Origin of the sequence: Stenotrophomonas sp. ISL-67 (genome assembly GCF_018612915.1) — a bacterium.
Classification (GTDB): domain Bacteria; phylum Pseudomonadota; class Gammaproteobacteria; order Xanthomonadales; family Xanthomonadaceae; genus Stenotrophomonas.
Genome location: NZ_JAGGRL010000002.1, coordinates 301,015 through 319,601, shown reverse-complemented (window position 1 = coordinate 319,601; position 18,587 = coordinate 301,015). Strand labels below are relative to the sequence as shown.

Annotated in this window: 15 protein-coding genes; 13 read left to right on the top strand and 2 right to left on the bottom strand. The window is 66.7% G+C overall.

Translation table 11 applies throughout. The features are described 5' to 3' along the window. From mrdA to J7J08_RS04995, 5 genes are all read left to right on the top strand, one after another. Nucleotides 1-2,064, top strand: coding sequence for a penicillin-binding protein 2 (gene mrdA / locus J7J08_RS05015; RefSeq protein ID WP_214902135.1), 2,064 nt, complete (start codon nt 1-3; stop codon nt 2,062-2,064). Continuing rightward, the gene (gene rodA, locus J7J08_RS05010; RefSeq protein WP_214902133.1) at nt 2,061-3,173 is read left to right on the top strand and encodes a rod shape-determining protein RodA; all 1,113 of its coding nucleotides are present in this window, start codon (nt 2,061-2,063) and stop codon (nt 3,171-3,173) included. Before mrdA ends, rodA begins: the two co-directional genes overlap by 4 nt. Before the next feature lie 666 nt (nt 3,174-3,839). Further along, nucleotides 3,840-4,985 (top strand): lytic murein transglycosylase B, encoded by a 1,146-nt coding sequence (mltB, locus tag J7J08_RS05005; protein ID WP_214902131.1) that lies wholly within the window; start codon nt 3,840-3,842, stop codon nt 4,983-4,985. After that, entirely contained in the window at nt 4,982-6,232 is a 1,251-nt protein-coding gene (locus tag J7J08_RS05000) for a septal ring lytic transglycosylase RlpA family protein (protein ID WP_214902129.1), read from the top strand. The genes mltB and J7J08_RS05000 overlap by 4 nt, the downstream gene beginning before the upstream one ends. Before the next feature lie 59 nt (nt 6,233-6,291). Next, nucleotides 6,292-7,509: a D-alanyl-D-alanine carboxypeptidase family protein gene (locus J7J08_RS04995; protein WP_214902126.1), complete on the top strand. Its 1,218-nt coding sequence runs from the start codon at nt 6,292-6,294 to the stop codon at nt 7,507-7,509. 534 nt (nt 7,510-8,043) lie between these two features. On the opposite strand, the gene J7J08_RS04990 is transcribed toward J7J08_RS04995, so the two are convergent. After that, nucleotides 8,044-9,105, bottom strand: coding sequence for a lipid A deacylase LpxR family protein (locus tag J7J08_RS04990; RefSeq protein ID WP_214902124.1), 1,062 nt, complete (start codon nt 9,103-9,105; stop codon nt 8,044-8,046). Between the two features lie 190 nt (nt 9,106-9,295). Between J7J08_RS04990 and J7J08_RS04985 the strand changes: the two genes are divergently transcribed. The 7 genes from J7J08_RS04985 (at nt 9,296) to gnd (ending at nt 16,995) form a co-directional block, all read left to right on the top strand. Further along, nucleotides 9,296-9,574: a DUF493 family protein gene (locus tag J7J08_RS04985; RefSeq protein WP_214902121.1), complete on the top strand. Its 279-nt coding sequence runs from the start codon at nt 9,296-9,298 to the stop codon at nt 9,572-9,574. Further along, nucleotides 9,562-10,269, top strand: a complete 708-nt coding sequence (lipB, locus tag J7J08_RS04980) for a lipoyl(octanoyl) transferase LipB (RefSeq protein ID WP_214902118.1) — start codon at nt 9,562-9,564, stop codon at nt 10,267-10,269. The genes J7J08_RS04985 and lipB overlap by 13 nt, the downstream gene beginning before the upstream one ends. 18 nt (nt 10,270-10,287) lie before the next feature. Further along, complete coding sequence (lipA, locus tag J7J08_RS04975) at nt 10,288-11,298, top strand: lipoyl synthase (protein WP_214902117.1); 1,011 nt, start codon at nt 10,288-10,290, stop codon at nt 11,296-11,298. A gap of 597 nt (nt 11,299-11,895) precedes the next feature. Next, nucleotides 11,896-14,073, top strand: a complete 2,178-nt coding sequence (locus J7J08_RS04970; RefSeq protein WP_214902116.1) for a carboxy terminal-processing peptidase — start codon at nt 11,896-11,898, stop codon at nt 14,071-14,073. A gap of 26 nt (nt 14,074-14,099) precedes the next feature. Further along, a complete protein-coding gene (locus J7J08_RS04965; RefSeq protein WP_214902115.1) occupies nt 14,100-14,786 on the top strand; it encodes a DUF2242 domain-containing protein in 687 nt (228 codons plus the stop codon). A 76-nt stretch (nt 14,787-14,862) separates the two neighbouring features. Then, complete coding sequence (locus J7J08_RS04960; RefSeq protein WP_251006447.1) at nt 14,863-16,086, top strand: hypothetical protein; 1,224 nt, start codon at nt 14,863-14,865, stop codon at nt 16,084-16,086. Between the two features lie 3 nt (nt 16,087-16,089). Next, the gene (gene gnd, locus J7J08_RS04955; protein ID WP_214902114.1) at nt 16,090-16,995 is read left to right on the top strand and encodes a phosphogluconate dehydrogenase (NAD(+)-dependent, decarboxylating); all 906 of its coding nucleotides are present in this window, start codon (nt 16,090-16,092) and stop codon (nt 16,993-16,995) included. 2 nt (nt 16,996-16,997) lie between these two features. Here gnd and J7J08_RS04950 read toward each other — a convergent pair whose 3' ends face one another. After that, complete coding sequence (locus J7J08_RS04950; protein WP_251006422.1) at nt 16,998-18,041, bottom strand: oxidoreductase; 1,044 nt, start codon at nt 18,039-18,041, stop codon at nt 16,998-17,000. 160 nt (nt 18,042-18,201) lie between these two features. On the opposite strand from J7J08_RS04950, the gene J7J08_RS04945 reads away from it, so the two are divergent. Beyond that, complete coding sequence (locus tag J7J08_RS04945) at nt 18,202-18,585, top strand: BON domain-containing protein (RefSeq protein ID WP_214902421.1); 384 nt, start codon at nt 18,202-18,204, stop codon at nt 18,583-18,585. Nucleotides 18,586-18,587 lie beyond the last annotated feature (2 nt).

Below are 18,587 nucleotides of genomic sequence, written 5' to 3'. Positions count from 1 at the left end.
ATGTACGTGCGCCGCCAGGCCAAGAACCCCCGCGCCGAAGCCGAGCAGTTCCGGCGCCGCGCGGCGCTGGGCTTCTTCGGCGTGCTGGTCTGCCTGGTCGGGCTGGGCGGCTGGTACTTCAAGCTGCAGGTGCTGGACCACGACATCTACGTGACGCGGTCGGAAGCCAACCGCATCAAACCGCGGCCGGTGGTCCCCGGGCGCGGCATGATCTACGACCGCAACGGGCGGCTGCTGGCCGAGAACGTGCCCGCGTTCCGGCTGGACATCACGCCGGACAAGGTCAAGGACATGGATGCCACCCTGGCCGGGTTGGCGAAGATCCTGACCCTCACCCCGGAAGACCTGGACACCTTCAACAAGTCGCGCAAAGCCCGCCGCAGCTTCCTGCCGGTGACGCTCAAGCTGCGCGTTACCGATGAGGAAATGGCGCGCTTCGCGGTGGACCGCTGGCGCTATCCGGGCGTTGAGCTGGAACCCTACCTGACCCGCCGCTACCCCTACGGGGATCTGTTCGCGCACATCATCGGCTACGTCGGCCGGGTCGATGACAAGGACCTGGAGATGCTGGGCGAGGGCAACGCCGCGCTTACCCATATCGGCAAGTCCGGCCTGGAGCGCTATTACGAGCCGCAGCTGCGCGGCAAGGTCGGCTACGAGCAGGTTGAAACCAATGTGCAGGGCCGTGCCATCCGCACCATCGGCCGGGTCGCCGCGCAGTCCGGCAGCGACCTGCGCCTGTCCATCGATGCCGACCTGCAGCGCGCCATGGTGGCCGCCTTTGGTGAGTTCGAAGGTGCCGCCGTGGCGATGGATCCACGCACCGGCGAAATCCTGGCCATGGTCAGCCTGCCGTCCTACGACCCGAACCTGTTCGTCAACGGCATTTCCCATGCCGACTTCAAGGCGCTCAACGACAACCCCTCGCGACCGCAGTTCAACCGGCTGGTGCTGGGCGGCGTGGCGCCCGGTTCGACCATCAAGCCGTTGATCGGCCTGGCCGGCCTGGACAGTGGCGTGCGCAAGCCGGAAGACAAGATCCTCTCCACCGGCATGTTCTACCTGCCTGGCACCTCGCGCGGCTGGGGCGATGCCAACCGCGGCGGCCATGGCTGGACCGACCTGCGCAAGTCGATCACCCAGTCGGTCAACACCTATTACTACAAGCTCGCGCTGGACCTGGGGATCGAGCGCTTCGACCATTACATGGGCTACTACGGCTTCGGCGAGCCCACCGGCATCGACCTCACCGGTGAGATCGGCGGCATCCTGCCGTCGCCGCAGAACAAGTACAAGGCACGCAAGGAGCGCTGGTACCCCGGCGATACGGTCAACGTCAGCATCGGCCAGGGTGACTGGAAGGTCACGCCGCTGCAGCTGGTGCACGGCGTGGGCGGCATTGCCGATGGCCAGCTGCGCACCCCGCACCTGGTCATGCAGCAGCGCGAAAGCTTCGATTCGGACTGGGTGCCCACGCCGATAGGCAAGAGCAAGCCGGTGAGTCCCAGCCCGGGCAACCTGCAGGCGGTGCGCGAAGGCATGATGGGCACCATGCGCCCGGGCGGCAGTGGCGCGCGCGCGGCGGCGGGTGCGCCGTACACGATCGCTGGCAAGACCGGCACCGCGCAGGTGATCAGCCGCCGCGGTACCGCAGCGGTGAACCCCAGGAGCCTGCCGATGCACCTGCGCCACCGTTCGCTGTTCGTGGGCTTCGCCCCGGCCGAGGACCCGGTGATCGTGCTGGCCATCGCGGTGGAAGGCGGCGGCTACGGCGGCTCGGCGGCGGCGCCGATCGCGCGCAAGCTGTTCGACGCCTGGCTGCTGGGCAAGATGCCCGAAGGCATGGAGCCGCTGGACAGCGTGCGTGGCACCACGGCGATCGGCGCCACCGCGTTTGAAGGGGACAGCGCCGCGCGCGAAGCGGGCGATGCCGCCGCTGCCGCGCTGGAGTCGTTGCCGGTGCTGGTCGGCCTGCCTGAACCGGTTCCCGTGCCTGCACCGTTGCCCGGTACGCCGCCGGCGCCGGCCGCCCATCCGCCCATGCCGCCGGAGCGCAGCCGATGAAGGATTTCCTGCGCTGGGCCAGCGACATGGTCGTGCGCTTCTGCAGCACCCTGGACTGGGTGCTGTGCCTGGCGCTGGGTGCGCTGATGCTGATCGGCCTGTCCGTGCTGAAGAGCGCGGGCGGCGATACCCTGGTATTCGCCCAGGGCGCGCGTTTCGTTGTTGGGCTGGGGGCGATGTGGGGGGTTTCGCGGATGCCGATCCTGCGCATCCGTTCGGCCACGCCGTTGATCTACGCGGTCTCGATGATTCCGCTGCTGGCCGTGTTCGTGCTGGGCACCGGCAAGTACGGGCGCCAGTGGCTGGATCTCAAACTGTTCTACCTGCAGCCGGCCGAGCTGCTCAAGGTCAGCCTGCCGATGATGGTGGCCTGGTACCTGCACCGCATGCCGCTGCCGCCGCGCTTTTCCACGGTGATGGTCAGTGCGGTGATCATCGGCGTGCCGACCGGCCTGGTGATGCTGCAGCCGGACTTCGGTACCGGGGTGCTGATCGCGGCCAGCGGCGCGTTCGTGCTGCTGCTGGCCGGCCTGCCGTGGTGGTGGGTGGGCGTGGCAGTGGGCGGTGTCGCCGCTGCGGCACCGGTGGCCTGGATCTGGCTGCTGCGGCCGTACCAGAAGGACCGCATCATGATGTTCCTGGACCCGGAGATGGATGCGCTGGGCGCCGGCTGGAACATTATCCAGTCCAAGATCGCGATCGGTTCCGGCGGCTTTGACGGCAAGGGCTGGGGGCAGGGCTCGCAGTCGCACCTGAACTTCATTCCCGAGCAGACTACCGACTTTGCCTTCTCCGTACTCAGCGAAGAATTCGGCTGGATCGGCGTGGCCGTGGTGTTGTTCCTGTACCTGGTGGTGATCGGGCGCTGCCTGTGGATCGCCTCGCAGTCGCGCGATTCCTATTCGCGCCTGTTGGCCGGCGCCACCGGCCTGGCGTTCTTCGTCTACGTGCTGGTCAACGGCGGCATGATCTCCGGGCTGCTGCCGGTGGTGGGCGTACCGATGCCGCTGATCAGCTATGGCGGCACCTCGGCGGTTTCGCTGCTGGCGGGCTTCGGGCTGGTCATGGCCGCCCGCAGCCACAACCCGGTGCACGGCGGGTACAGCTGAGCGCTGCCGGTCACGCGATGGCGTGGCGACATTCCGACGCGACGTCCGCATAAGCCTTGATGTCTAGTCAAAACATCGGCGAAAGCCTGGCCGTGTTTTTGCGCAAATCGTTATTGGACCGTGAGGAATGTGCTGAAACCGGCGGCTGGGGTGTAGGAGGTGTCAACAAGCCGACAAGAAAGTGGGATGGAGCGCACAAATATGAATGCGCTTGATCAGGATCAATGGACATGTCGCAAACGGCCTGCACAATGGCGACCCGCAGGCAGCTGCGCGTTCAGCCACGCGACGCGCAAGGGCGCTTGCGGGAAGTAGTGACCTAACGGGTACAGGGGGCGAGACGTAGCGCTGGGGAGTAGCGCGTCGCGCCGGTATCGACCGGGTCGGTAGCCCGGTTGCGCCCATGGGGATGGGGGCGCAACCGGAATACCTTATCCGCCTCCGGCGAATAAGGTCCGAGCATTCCTCCTATCCCCCGCGCCGTTGGCGCGCCCCCCTTAACAAGAGGGGGGCTCCTGGCCTGATGGGTCCATTGACTGCGTGAATGGGCGGCGGGGGTTCGATCGTATACACCTGGTCTTAACGAATCTCGCTGATGGCGGGCAAATCGTTGGTATTCATGGTGTTAGGGGTTTTATTTCACCTTTGACCTGCTAACCTGCGGCGATGATTCGACGCACTTTGGCCTGCATGCTTACGCTCGGTTTGGTTGCCTGCGCGACCCAGCCGCACTCCCCGTCACCGCCGCCACAGGCGTCGGGTGCACCCAACAAGCCGGGGGTGGCCCACAAGGGGCCCGCGGAGGCGGCGCCTGAAGGTGCTGCCGCTACGGCGCCGCCGGTGGACCTGACCCCGGTGCCGTTCGAGGTGGCGCGGGCCAACTTCGTGCGTGATACCGCCGCGCGTTACGGCATTCCTGCTGCGCAGATCGAGGCCACGCTGGCCCAGGCCCAGGTGCGCGCCCCGATCATTGCGGCCATGTCGCGCCCGGCCGAACGGGTCAAGCCGTGGAACGAATACCGGCCGATGTTCATCAGCCAGGCACGGATCGACGGCGGCAGGAAATTCCTGGCCCAGCACCGCGATGAGCTGATGCGGGTGCAGGAACGTACCGGGGTGCCGGCCGAAGTGATCGTGGCGATCATCGGGGTGGAAACCAGCTACGGCGCCAACACCGGCAGCTACCGCGTGCTGGATGCGCTGTACACGCTGGCCTTCAACTACCCGCGCAGCGGCGATCCGGCCAAGCTGGAACGTGAAGTGCGCCGCGAACTGTTCTTCCGCGATGAGCTGGCGCGCCTGTTCGCGCTGAGCCGCGACGAGAAACTCGACATCCTGGCAATCAAGGGCAGCTACGCCGGCGCCATGGGCATGGGCCAGTTCATGCCGTCGAGCTACCTGGACTTCGCCGTGGACGGCAACGGCGATGGTCGCCGCGACCTGTTCAACAGCTACGACGACGTGTTCTCTTCCATCGCCAATTACTTCGTCAAGAAGGGCGGTTGGGTACGCGGCGGCCCCGTCGCGGTGCCGGCCACGCTGGCCGCCGGGCGCGCGCCGTTCGATCCCACCGACTGGACCCCGACCTGGACGTTGTCCGACCTGGCCCAGCGCGGCTATCAGCCCAGTGCGCCGGTTCCGGCCGGGCTGACCGCCACCCCGGTCACGCTTGAAGGCAGCGCCGGCAAGCAGTACTGGCTGGGCTTCCAGAACTACTACGCCATCACCCGTTACAACCTGTCCAAGATGTACGCGATGGCCGTGCACCAGTTGTCGCAGGCCATCGCCGGCCAGGAGCTGCCACCGGCATGAACGTACGTGCACGCTGCAGATGGGCGGTTCCCGGCCTGCTGATGCTGATGCTGGCGCTGGCCGCCTGCAGCAGCGCGCCCAAAAAGCCGGCCACCGCCGGCGGCACGACCGGCAAACCCGGTGGCACGCTGGTGCAGGGGCAGGGCAAGGGCGGGCGCCCGGCGCATTGCCCGGACGGCTCGCCGTACAAGGCTGCCGCCGAAGATCCCAGCACCCGTGGCAATTACCGCGCAGGCGGGCTGTACAAGCCCGGCGTGAATGACAGCACGCCCACCTACATTCCCAACGTGGCCTGCATTCCCGAACCGGACGTGGTCGAACTGCCGCGCTCCGCGGTCGGTAACCGTTCGCCCTACGTAGTGCTGGGCAAGAGCTACCAGGTACTCGACCGTACCAAGGGCTATGCCGAAAAGGGTACCGCGTCCTACTACGGCGCCAAGTTCCACGGCCGGCTCACGTCCAACCGCGAGGTGTACGACATGTACGCCTTCACGGCCGCGCACAAGACGCTGCCGCTGCCGAGCTTCGCGCGGGTGACCAACCTGGACAACGGCGAGTCGGTGATCGTGCGCGTCAACGACCGCGGCCCGTTCCACGACGGTCGCGTGATCGACCTCAGCTACGCCGCTGCGGTCCGGCTGGGCATCACCCAGCGCGGTACCGGCAATGTCGAAGTGCGCGCGCTGACCCCGGGCGAAGACAACCTGCGGGCCAGCAAACCGTCGCGCAGCGAGCGCAGCGAGCGCAGGGCCGCCGCCACCGCTGCCGCCGCCCCGGTGGCGGTCGCACGGGGAACGGCCCCCCGCGACAGCGACATGGACCGGCTGGTCGGCGCATTGCCGGCGCCGCCCGCGCGCCCGGCCGGCAGCGCGCAGCCGGCCGCCACCCAGGCGGCGTCGTTCGATGCAGGCCCGGTCACGGTGAGCACGCTGCCGCCTGCGGCGCCGGTGGTGGCCGCGGCACGGCCGCTGCCCGCCGCGGCCCCGGCACCTGCCCCGACGCTGCAGCAGCAGGTCGGCAACGTGCTGCTGCAGGTGGCCAGCTTCGCCAGCCGCGAAAACGCCACCAAAGCCCTGGGCCAGTTGTCCTCGGCCGGGATCGTCGGCGCCAGCATCAGCGACATCGTCAGCGGGGGCCGCACCCTGTGGCGGCTGCGCGTGCCGGCGGCCGACCATGCCAGCGCTTCGGAACTTGCTGGCCGCATTGCCGGTCTGGGATTCGGGTCACCGCAGATCGTAAAAGAGTAAAGGCCTACAATGACCCTCCCCTGTAATCCGCTTGGCGCCCTCCTGGAGCTTGCTGTCCGATGAAATTCCGCTTTGCCGCTGCTGCCATGGCCACGACCCTGTTCGTGGGCATGGTCTCCGCCCAGACCCCCTTGCCGACCCCGGCCCCGGCACCTGCTCCCGCCGCCGCTGCGCCGACCGCCGTGGCCACCCCGCCGGCCCCCAAGCCCAGCGTGTCCAAGGCCTGGATCCTGATGGATTACGCCACCGGCCAGGTGCTGGCAGGCGAGAACATCAATGAGCAGCTGGCACCGGCCAGCATCACCAAGGTGATGACCTCCTACGTGGTCGCCGCCGAAGTGAAGAACGGCAAGGTCCGTACCGACGACCAGGTGATGATGAGCGAGCGCGCCTGGCGCGAAGGTGGCGCCGGCACCGATGGCAGCTACAGCGGTTTCCCCGTCAACCAGACCGCGCGCCTGGAAGACATGGAAAAGGGCATGGCGATCCAGTCGGGCAACGACGCCGCCATCGCGCTGGCCGAACATGTGGCCGGCAGCGAAGAGGCCTTCGCCTCGCTGATGAACAGCTATGCCGCCAGGATCGGCATGAAGGACTCGCACTTCGTCAACGCCCACGGCCTGAGCGCCGAAGGCCACCACACCACCGCCTACGACCTGGCGCTGCTGGGCCGTGCGTTCGTGCGCGACTATCCGGAAACCTACGCCTACAACAAGGTGAAGGAATTCACCGTGGGCAACATCACCCAGCCCAACCGCAACCTGCTGCTGTGGCGCGACAAGAGCGTGGATGGCATCAAGACCGGCCACACCTCCCAAGCAGGCTACTGCCTGATGAGCTCGGCCCAGCGCGGCGACCAGCGCCTGATCGCCGTGGTGCTGGGTGGCAGCTCGGAAAAGCAGCGCGCCGATGACAGCCTGGCGCTGCTCAACTGGGGCTTCCGCTTCTTCGAAACGCACCGCATGTATGAGCCGGGCAAGGCCGTGGCCGAGCACAAGGTATGGAAGGGCAAGGCTGACACGCTGCAGCTGGGCGTGGCCCAGCCGCTGCTGGTGAGCGTGCCGCGCGGTCGTTACAACGACCTCAAGCCGAGCATCGATGTGCCCAAGACCCTGGAAGCGCCGTTCACCGCCGGCCAGGAAGTGGGCACGCTGAAGGTGACGCTGGACGGCAAGGTGGTGGCGCAGGCTCCGTTGGTGGCCGTGGCCGCGGTGGAAGAAGCCGGCTTCTTCAAGCGCCTGTGGGACAGCTTCTGGATGTGGTGGGAATCGGAATAACGGTTCCGTCCGTATTCAATGAAAAAAAGACCGGCTCGCGCCGGTCTTTTTTTTGGTCGCGCAATGGGTCCGTAACGGTTCCTTGCTCTTGGTTGATTGATCCCGTTCTGCGGACGATACGTAACAATTCGTAGCCCCGGCCGTTGGCCGGACACCGCGCGCAGCGCGGCCCAAGTGCCCGAGGGCGGTCACTTGACGGTCGTGGCCAACACCCCGGCGTTTACACGTTCCGAAGCCGATCGTCCGGCGTTCATGACCCTTGAACGAAAAGCAGCCGGCCAACGGCCGGCGCTACCGATGGCTTCGGATCGTTTAAACCCCGGATGGATCAGCGGAACCGCATTTTTCCGGCTTCGGGCAGTTGGGCCGCGCTGCGCGCGGTGTCCGGCCAACGGCCGGGGCTACGAATTCCTACGGGCCCATTGGGATCGGGATCAACCAACCATGAGCCCGTAACCGTTGCGGGCCCATCGGGATACGGATCAATCAACCATGAACCCGTAACCGTCACGGGCCCACGGGGATCCCGGTCGGTTACAGCGACCGGCTGATGGTGAAGGACCCATAGATCGGCGACTGGTCCTGCAGGTCGAACTCGCGGGTGCTGTGGTAGCGGGCGAGGGAGAACTTCCAGCGGTTGTACATCACCGCCAGGCCGTAGCCGCCCTGGGCGACCCAGTTGCGCTTGTCCACGCTGTGGCTGTTGCGGAAGGTGTTGCCATCCAGGGTGATGTCGCGCACCACCCAGGCCGCGTCGGTGGTGGCAAACACGTGGAACGACCAGCCGGTGGGCTTGCCACCCCGGGTGGGGGCGGTGTTTTCCCCGGCCGGGCGCAGCGGCGTGCTGCCGAAGTCGTCGGGCAGCTTCCAGCCCACGCGGACTTCACCGCCGGCATTGAGGTGGGTGGCCAGGTTGCCGACCGCACCCCCGTAATGGCTGATCGCATCCCAGCCCCAACCGGCCAGGTTGTCCTCGGCATCGCCCCAGCGATGCATGCGCTCATGGGTCAGCATGACCACCGGTTCGTTGCGCAGCTGGTTGTCCCAGCCCTGGAACTTCTCGTCGCCCAGCGCGTCGTGCACGGCGTCCTGCACCTGCTTGCCCAGCGCCCAGGGGCCGACCACGCCCAGGGTCAGCTGGGTGGTCTGCAGCCGGTCGCCGCGGCGGGCGTTGTAGCCGAAGCTGCCCACCAGCACCCCGGCGTAGGGGCGGTCGTCCTCGATCAGGTCGCGGCGGGTGAAGTCCTTGGGCGTGTAGATCTGCTGGGCGAAGCTGAAGATCATGTTCTGCTGCTCGAACTCGCCCGGCGCCAGGCGTTCGAGGTGGCGGTTGACCCAGCGCGCCAGGCGCGGCAGGCAGGGGTCGTCGGTGTAATCGACGAGGTTGGGCGAGACCAGGGTGATCTGGGCGCCGTTGGTGTAGCCCTGGTCCTGGTCGGCGCCGCCGAACAGATCGTTGTCGACCCGGAAGTTGATCTGGGGAGGATGCTGGTTCATCGCATCCGGTCCGCATTGCTCGGCAGCCTGTACGGCGGGCGCGGCGAATGCAAGAACACCGGCAAGTGCGGCCGGCAAGGCAAAAGGCTTCAAGTGCATGGTATTCCCGCTGATGGTTTATCCACTTTTAAGCGGGTGCAGGGTAGTCAGGGTGTGAGGTGATCTCAACGCCGTGCATGCACTGCATCGTCTTGTTGATGAACGCCGATCTTCACGTGCGGTTCGGCGTAGCTGTGGGCATGATCAGGCAGGGCTTGGGTTCCGCCGCTTCCATCCCCATAATCCGGCCATGGAAATCACGTCTGACAATCCCGAACACGGCTTCCAGTTCCCCGGTCAGTTCGAGCTCAGTGCAATGGGCGCGGCCAACATCGGTCTGGAGCATGAACTTCCCCAGTTGCTGCAGGTCGCTGGCATCCAGGTCCTGAAAGAACGCATCACCTGGAAGACCTCGACCAACGGCAAATACGTGTCCGTGAAGCTGGTCTTCATGGCCGAGAGCCGCGAACAGCTGGACCTGGCCCATGAGGCGCTGCGTGGCCATCCGGAAGTGAAGTGGACGCTGTAGCCAGCTGCGAATCGAGTGCCGCACCGGGCCAACGCCTGGCCCGGCCGGCCATCGTGCGCGACCTGGGGCGCCAGCCGTATGCGCCGGTCTGGCATGCAATGCAGCGTTTCACCGATGCGCGCACCGACGATACCGCCGACGAACTGTGGGTGGTCGAGCACGACCCGGTGTTCACCCTGGGCCAGGCCGGCAAGGACGAGCACGTGCTGGCGCCGGGCGACATTCCGGTGCTGCACGTGGACCGCGGTGGCCAGGTGACCTACCACGGGCCGGGCCAGATCGTGGTCTACCCGCTGTTGCAGCTGCGCCGGCTGGGGATCGGGGTGCGCGACTACGTGTGCCGGATCGAGCAGGCGATCATCGACACGCTCGACGAATGGAATATCGGCGCTGAACGGCTGGACGGCGCGCCGGGGGTGTACGTGGGCGGGGCCAAAGTGGCCGCGCTGGGCATCCGGGTCCGCCGCGGCTGCACGTTCCATGGTCTGGCCTTCAATGTGGCGATGGACCTGGAGCCGTTCCACCGCATCAATCCCTGTGGCTACCAAGGGCTGCAGGTCACCTCAATGGTAGACTTGGGGGGACCGTCCGGCATGGCGGCCGTCAAACCGGTATTGCTGGGCCACCTGGCCCACCAGTTCGGGTTGGACCTCCAGCCTGCCACGGACCTGCCCGATCTGACTGACGCGGCCTGAGTGCCGCCGACCAAGGCCATGACTGAAACCACCGCTCGCATCATTTCCCTGCAGGTCGTGCAGGGCGACACGCCGTCCGCCGCCCCGTTGCAGGCCGGGGTCAAACAGCTGGGCGGTGACAAGATCGGCCGCTCGCCGGTGCAGTTCGCCGACGCGCCGGTGCTGCGCAAGCCGTCGTGGATCCGGGTCCGGATCCCGTCGGGCAATGCGGTGCAGACGCTGAAGGCGAAGCTGCGCGAAAACCGCCTGGTGACGGTCTGCGAGGAAGCCAGCTGCCCCAACATCCACGAGTGCTTCAGCCACGGCACCGCCACCTTCATGATCCTGGGCGAGGTCTGCACCCGGCGCTGTTCGTTCTGCGACGTGGCCCACGGCCGGCCGAAGCCGCCGGACGCGGGCGAGCCGGCGAGCCTGGCGCAGACCGTGGCCGACATGGGCCTGAAGTATGTGGTGGTGACCAGCGTGGACCGCGACGACCTGCGCGACGGCGGTGCCCAGCACTTTGCCGACTGCATCGGGGCAATCCGGGCCACGTCGCCGAACACGCGCATCGAGGTGCTCACCCCGGACTTCCGCGGCAAGGGCCGCATGGAGCGGGCGCTGGACATCCTGGCGACCAACCCGCCGGACGTGTTCAACCACAACATCGAGACGGTGCCGGACCTGTACCGCAACGTGCGCCCGGGTGCGGACTACCAGTGGTCGCTGACCCTGCTGAAGAACTTCAAGGCGCAGCACCCGTCGATCGCGACCAAGTCCGGCATCATGCTCGGCCTGGGCGAGGAGATGGACCAGGTGCGGGCGACGATGCGTGACCTGCGCGCGCACGACGTGGACATGATCACCATCGGCCAGTACCTGCAGCCGACCGCGCACCACCACCCGGTGCTGCGCTACTGGACCCCGGACGAGTACAAGGCGCTGGAAGACTACGGTTACGAGCTGGGCTTCAGCCACGTGGCCTCGGGCCCGATGGTGCGCTCGTCGTACCATGCGGATGTGCAGGCAAAGGGAGCAGGCGTCGCCTGATCCCGGTAGCCCCGAAGGGAACGGCAGGAGCCGTTCCCAACGTCGCGCAGCGACGGCCCGCAGGGTGACCGCCAGGAAGGCGGGCATATCGTTGGCCGGATGCGCGGCAATGCGGCGTCATGAACGCCTGATGGGCGGCTTCGGAACGCGTAAACGTCGGACAGAACACGGGGGCGGTTTGTTTCCGCCTTCGGATGCTTGGGCCGCGCTGCGCGCGGTGTCCGGCCAACGGCCGGGGCTACGAATTGTTACGGGCCCATTGGGTTCGGGATCAACCAGCCATGGGCTCTGGATGCCTGGCGGTGGATCCATCCGTCGTTGCGTTACCTGACGGTAGCGCCGGCCGTTGGCCGGCCCACGCGGTATCACCAGGCTGAATATCCCGCAACCGTCGATGCATCCGGGCGAAACCGCTTTTTGCCCGCAAACCCATTGCCGGCGGCCCTGCGGCACCGTTCACAATTTAATACACGCCGCCGTTTAGGCTGGAAATCCGCGTTCTGTCGCGGCGGATGACAAACCCCGCAACTTTCGGCACTGTCGTGGGGTCTGATCCGCACGCAGTCTCCCCGTTGGCAAGGTGCCATGAGCAAGTCGATGAAATTCAAAGCCCCCGCATTCCTGATGGCCCTGGCGCTGAGCGCCCCCTTGGCGCTGGCTGCCTATGCCGATTCGCCGGCCCTGCCGTCGGCGGCCACGGCCGACCAGGTGACGACCTCCAAGCTGGTCTACGGGTTGCTGTCGGACAGCCGCTACGCCTACCGGCCGCGCGCGCTGGATGCGGCCACCTCCAAGGACGTGTTCAAGCGCTACCTGGAATCGCTGGACGGCAGCAAGCAGTTCTTCACCCAGGCCGACATCACGAAGTTCGCGCCATTCGAGACCAACATCTCCTCGGCGATCCGTGGCGGTGAGTTGGAGCCGGCGTTCCAGGTGTTCGCGGTGTACAAGCAGCGGGTCGGCGAGCGGGTCGGGTATGCGCGCAAACTGATCAAGCAGGATTTCGATTTCAGCAGCGATGAGCGCTTCGAGTACGACCGCAAGGACGTGCCATGGGCAGCCAGCAGCGCCGAGCTCGATGACCTGTGGCGCAAGTCGGTCAAGAACGATTGGCTGCGCCTGAAGCTGGCCGGCAAGCAGCCGGCCGACATCCGCAAGACGCTGGACAAGCGCTATGCGCAGCTGGAGAAGTCGGTCAACGAGCTGAAGGGCGAGGACGTGTTCCAGTTCTTCCTCAACGCCTACACCAGCGCGGTGGATCCGCACACCGATTACTTCACCCCGCGCACGGCCGAGAACTTCAACCAGGCCATGTCGCTGTCGCTGGAAGGCATCGGCGCGCAGCTGCAGCGCCAGGACGACATGGTGGTGATCCGTGAAATCATCGCCGGTGGTCCGGCGTCGGTGAACGGCACGCTGAAGCCGGGCGACCGCATCGTCGGCGTCGGCCAGGGCAAGTCGGGTCCGGTCGAAGATGTGATCGGCTGGCGCATCGATGATGTGGTTGCCAAGATCCGCGGCAAGAAGGACACCCAGGTGCGGCTGGAATTCATTCCGGCCGAAGAAGGCGTGGATGGCAAGCCGCACATGCTGGTGCTGACCCGCCAGAAGGTTCGCCTGGCCGAGCAGGCCGCAAAGGGCGAAACGCTCAGCATTCCGGCCAAGGATGGGGCGCCGGCGCGCAAGGTCGGCGTGATCAAGCTGCCGACGTTCTACCAGGACTTCGAAGGCCGTCGCCGCAATGCGACCGACTACGCCTCGGCCACGCGCGATGTGGCCAAGCTGCTGGCCGGCTTCAAGAACGACAAGCTCGATGGCGTGGTGCTGGACCTGCGCAACAACGGCGGCGGTTCGCTGGATGAGGCGATCGAGCTCACTGGCCTGTTCATCGAACAGGGCCCGGTGGTGCAGGTGCGCGAATCCGGTGGCCGGGTCACGGTCAACAACGATCGCAGCGAAGCGGTGGCATGGGACGGCCCGCTGGCAGTGCTGATCAACCGCGGTTCGGCCTCGGCGTCGGAAATCTTCGCTGGCGCGATCCAGGATTACGGCCGTGGCCTGGTGATCGGTGAAACCACCTTCGGCAAGGGCACGGTGCAGAACATCGTGGACCTGGACCGCTGGCCGAGCGGTGAAGCCCAGCGCTTCGGCCAGGTCAAGCTGACCATCGCGCAGTTCTTCCGGGTCAGCGGCAGCAGCACCCAGCACAAGGGCGTGGTGCCCGACCTGGCCTTCCCGGCCAGCGTGGATGCCAGCGAGTACGGTGAAAGCACCTACGACAACGCCCTTCCGTGGACCCGCATCGCCGCCGTGCCGCACACCCAGTACGGCAACTTCGGTCCGCTGCTGCCCAAGCTGGAAACCCTGCATGCCTCGCGCATCACCTCGGACAAGGAGTTCCAGTGGTGGAATGAGGATGTGGAGCAGTTCCGCACCGAAGCAGCCAAGAAGTACATTTCGCTCAACGAGGGCGAACGCCGGGCCGAACGTGAGCGCCAGGAAACCCAGCGCAAGCAGCGCCAGGCCACCCGCAAGGAACTGGGCCTGGACCTGGACCCGCTGGCCGATGACAGCAACGACGATGGCCTGACCGGCAACGAGCGCGACATCGTCAAGGATGCCGCCCGTGAAAAGGCCGCCGAAAAGCGTCCGGACCCGCTGCTGCGTGAATCGGCCGCGATCCTGGCCGATGCGGTGAACCTGCTGGCCGAAGACCGCCCGCTGTCGGCGCAGGTGCTGCCGCAGTCAACCGCGGCAGGCCGCTGGGCCGATTGACTCCATCCCTTCCTGCAGGAGCGCCCATGCGGCCTTCCCATGCACTGGCGGCCAGCGTGCTGGCCGTAACCCTAAGCGCCTGCGGCGGGCGTGCTGCCGACAGTACGCTGCTGCGCGAATCCTTCGATTCGGGCGACATGTATTCGCGCAGCGTGCCGGGTACCCCGGCGCAGGCCTGCGAAGCGGCGCGGCGCACGTTGCTCAGCCAGGGGTACGCGATTGCCCTGGCCGACCAGAACGCGGTGGAAGGCAACAAGAACTTCCAGCCGAGTGAAGACCAACATGAGCAGCTGGTGCTGCGCATCTCCTGCGCGGCGCGCGGCGACGAGGCGCTGGTCTTCATCAGCGCGGTGCAGGACCGCTACGCGCTGAAGAAGAGCCCAACCTCGGCCAGTGTTGGCGTGGGCGCGCTGGGTTCGGTGTCGCTGCCGTTCGGCAGCAACGACGATTCGCTGGTGAAGGTGGCCAGCAGCACCGTGCAGGATGGCGATTTCTACCGCCGCTTCTTCACCCGCCTGCAGCAGTACCTGCCGGCGGCCAAGGCCAGCACACCCGAGCCGGCCACCGCGCCGGTTCCGCCGGCCCCGGCGCCGCCTGCCACGCCTGTTCCCGAGCCTGCGCAGGTGCCCGTACCAGCGCCGTCACCGTTACCGTCTGCCACGCCGACGCCACCTCCGATTCCAGCCGCCGATATCCCGCGCGACACGCACTGAGCGGACGCGGAGCATGCCGCGCAGGGGCCGTCATCCCAAGCGCAGGCCGCGCGCTGCGGGCCTGCTGCTGGCGCTGATGCTGGGACTGCTTCCAGCGGCCGAGGGCCGGGCCGACGCAGGCGGCTGCGTGCAGACGCTGATCGCGCGCCTCGGCTGGCAGCTCCAGGACGCCGATATCGCCGCGCCACGCGTGCACGGTGGCCCTGTCTGTGAACGTGCCGACCTGCGCCAGGCGCAGGATGCCGGCGACCTGCGCGTGCAGCTGCCGCGCGCGTGGCCCACCGCGCAGCGCGAGCGCTTCCTGCAGACACTGCTCGACGACCCGGCGACCGTGTGCGCCTACGCCTTTGAACTGGGCAAGGCCACCCGTCGCGCCACCACGCGCCTGCAGGACAACCCCGGTTACCGCTTCTCGGCGCTGCAGCTGGGCTGGATCGGCTTTGGTCCGGGAGGTGCGCGCAAGCAGGGCTGGGAGGGCTTCCGCAGCTTTGGCCGCGGCTACCAACCGCACGGCTCCAACAGCGCGGCCATGCAGGCATTTTATGACGGGCGGGTGCGCAGCGAATGCGGCGTTGGCCGCCAGGTGGCGCAGCTGGCCACCCAGCGCGAGTTGTACGGCGATGCCGCGTTCGATGCGGGGTTCACCCCGGGCGAGCTCTCGATCGGTACGTTCCTGACCCTGCACCACACCGACAGCATCCTGCTCGGCCACCACGCCGGCGATTTTCTCGCCGACGGCAAGGCGGTGCGGACCTCGCAGCGCGGGCGCCAAGCGTTCGTCGGCGCGCCGGGATTCATCGAACACGTATTCGACCCGGTGTACCTGGACGACCTCAACAACCAAGCCGAGAACTTCGTCATCGTCGATGTGGGTGCGGCGGCGGCCGATGCACTGCGCAAGCACGAAGGCTTTGCGTACTACGACCGTATCAACCGGCGCATCTGGGAAGTGGCCGGGCGCATGCCAGGGCCCGGGCGGCGTCGCTTCGAGCGGCTGCTGGCCGAGCGCGACCCGGTGCTTCGCGCCGCGTTGCCCGCCGACCAGCAGCCGCTGCTGGCTGAACTGGACGCGCTGCTGGACGATCCGTTCTACCGGGAGTTCGTGATTTATGTGCACCCACGCGGTATACGTCCGGTGGGCCATCACATCGCACGCCTGCTCGACCGCAATCCGCGCACGCCATTCGCGTTCGAGCTGGGCCTGCACAACCTGCATACCACGCTGTACCACCGCTGGATCCAGTCGCACCTCCAGCAGTGCACGGCAGCGTCGACCTATTCGCAACCCGAGCAAAGGTGAGTCATGGAAATTGCAATGATTGGACTGGGGCGCATGGGCGCCAACATGGCCGAGCGGCTGCACCGCGGCGGCCACCGCGTGATCGGCGTGGATCCCGGTGAAGCGGCACGCGCCAGCGCCGCCGAGCGCGGCTTCGAGGTGAGCGCATCGGTTGCCGAGGCCCTGGCAAAGCTGTCGGTGCCGCGCGTGGTGTGGCTGATGGTCCCGGCCGGTGAGGTGGTCGACCAGACCCTGGCCTCATTGGCGCCGCACCTGTCCGAGGGTGACGTGGTCATCGACGGCGGCAACTCGTACTACAAGGATTCGATGCGCCGCGCCACGCAGCTGCTCGAAGAAGACGTGAGCTACCTCGACTGCGGCACCAGCGGCGGCGTGTGGGGCCTGCAGGAAGGCTACAGCCTGATGATCGGTGGCGATGCCGGCGCCGCAGAGCGCGTCGGCGCGATCTTTCGCAGCCTGGCCCCGGCCGAAGACCGGGGCTGGGCACACGTGGGGCCGAGCGGTGCAGGGCACTTCTGCAAGATGGTCCACAACGGCATCGAGTACGGCATGATGCAGGCCTATGCCGAAGGCTTCGCGCTGATGCAGCGCAAGACCGAGTTCGAGCTGGACCTCGGCCAGGTGGCGGCTGCCTGGCAGCACGGCAGCGTGGTCCGTTCGTGGCTGCTGGACCTGAGCGCCGACGCGTTGAACCGCAACCCGCAGCTGGACGGTATCGCGCCGTTTGTACCCGATTCCGGTGAAGGCCGCTGGACGGTGGCCGAGGCGATCGACCTGGACGTCTCCGCGCCGGTGATCACCTTGTCGTTGCTGGAGCGGCTGCGCTCACGCGAAAAGAATTCCTTCAGCGACCGCATGTTGTCGGCACTGCGCAACCAGTTCGGCGGCCACGCGATGGTGAAGGAATAGGGTCAGCGCAGATCCACGCGCCGACCGGTGTCGGCGCTTTCGCGGCCTGCTTCCAGCAGCCGCATCAGTTGCAACGCTTCCTGCGTGCTGACCGGCGCGTCCCCTTCGCCCCGGACCGCATCGCGGAACGCGGCGTAGAAGCGGCGGTAGTCGCCCGCGGCATTGTTCACGCTGTGGCGGTGCACCTTGCCTTCGGCATCGACCTGTACCCGCCGCCCATGCAGTGGGTCCAGGCCCCAACCCGGTGCACCCGGCGCCATGCCTTGGCGCAGCTGGTCTTCCTGCACATCCCGGCCTTCCTTGAGGTAACTGCCGTCGCTGCCATGCACCGCGAATCGCGGCGCCGAAGCGGCCACGAGTGAGCCGGCATGCACGATCGCGCGCAGCCCGGGGTAGTGCAGTACCGCATGGAAATAATCGTCGCTGAGCGCTCCCTCACGTTGAGCGGTAATGTCGGCACTGATCGCCTCGGGCCAGCCGAACAGCTGCAGCATCTGGTCAAGCAGGTGCGGGCCCAGGTCCATCCACAGGCCGCTACCGGGCGCAGCGCTCTCGCGCCAGCGGTCGCGCACCTGCGGGCGGAAACGATCAAAGTACGAGTGGATCTCTGCAATGCGTCCCAACGTGCCTGCGTCCACTACCTCGCGCAGGCTGAGGAAATCGGCATCGAAACGCCGGTTCTGGAACACGGTGACCACCCGCCCGGCGTCGCGCGCGGCGTCGACCACCGCCACCGCCTCGGCGCTGCTCAACGTAAACGGTTTGTCGACCAGTACATGCTTGCCTGCGCGCAGTGCGGCCAGCGCCAGTGGTGCGTGCTGTTCATTGGGTGTGGCGATCACCACGGCGTCTATCGCAGGATCGGCCAGCAACGGCCCCACTTCGCCATGGATGTGCACATCGGTGAAGCTGCGCAGCAGCCGATCGCGTTGCGAACCCACGATGCCGTGCAGATTCAACCCGGGCGTATGCTGGATCAGCGGCGCATGGAACACGCTGCCGGCCAACCCGTATCCGATCAATCCCACCTGCGTGATCGTCATCATGCGTTCCACCTGCTGCGTTGTCGCGTCCGAGAATATTGCAAATGATGCACTGCGGAAACCTGAATCGTTACGGATGAACCTGAGCGGTTCACGGTGACGTGATCTGGCAGCGACGTGCCGTGTACGCACCGGCATCGACACTGGCCACACACACCAGGAGATACCGCACATGACCCACACTACCCGTAATCTGCTTGCTGCTTCGCTCGCTATCGGCATGCTGCTTGGCACCTCCACGGCGATGGCCAAGGATCCGCCCAAGACCACCGACCATCCCATGACCCATGCCGACAAGAATGAATCCACCGAGCCGGTTTCCGACACCTGGATCACCACCAAGGTGAAGAGCGATCTGCTTACCAGCAAGGCCGTTGCCGGTACCGACGTGAAGGTGGAAACGGTCGATGGCGTTGTGTCGCTGTCCGGCACCGTGGCCACCCAGGCCGAGCACGACAATGCGGTCAAGAAGGCCAAGGCCATCAAGGGCGTCAAGAGCGTCGATGCAGGTGCCTTGACGGTTGCCGCTGCCGCTGCCAAGCGCTGATC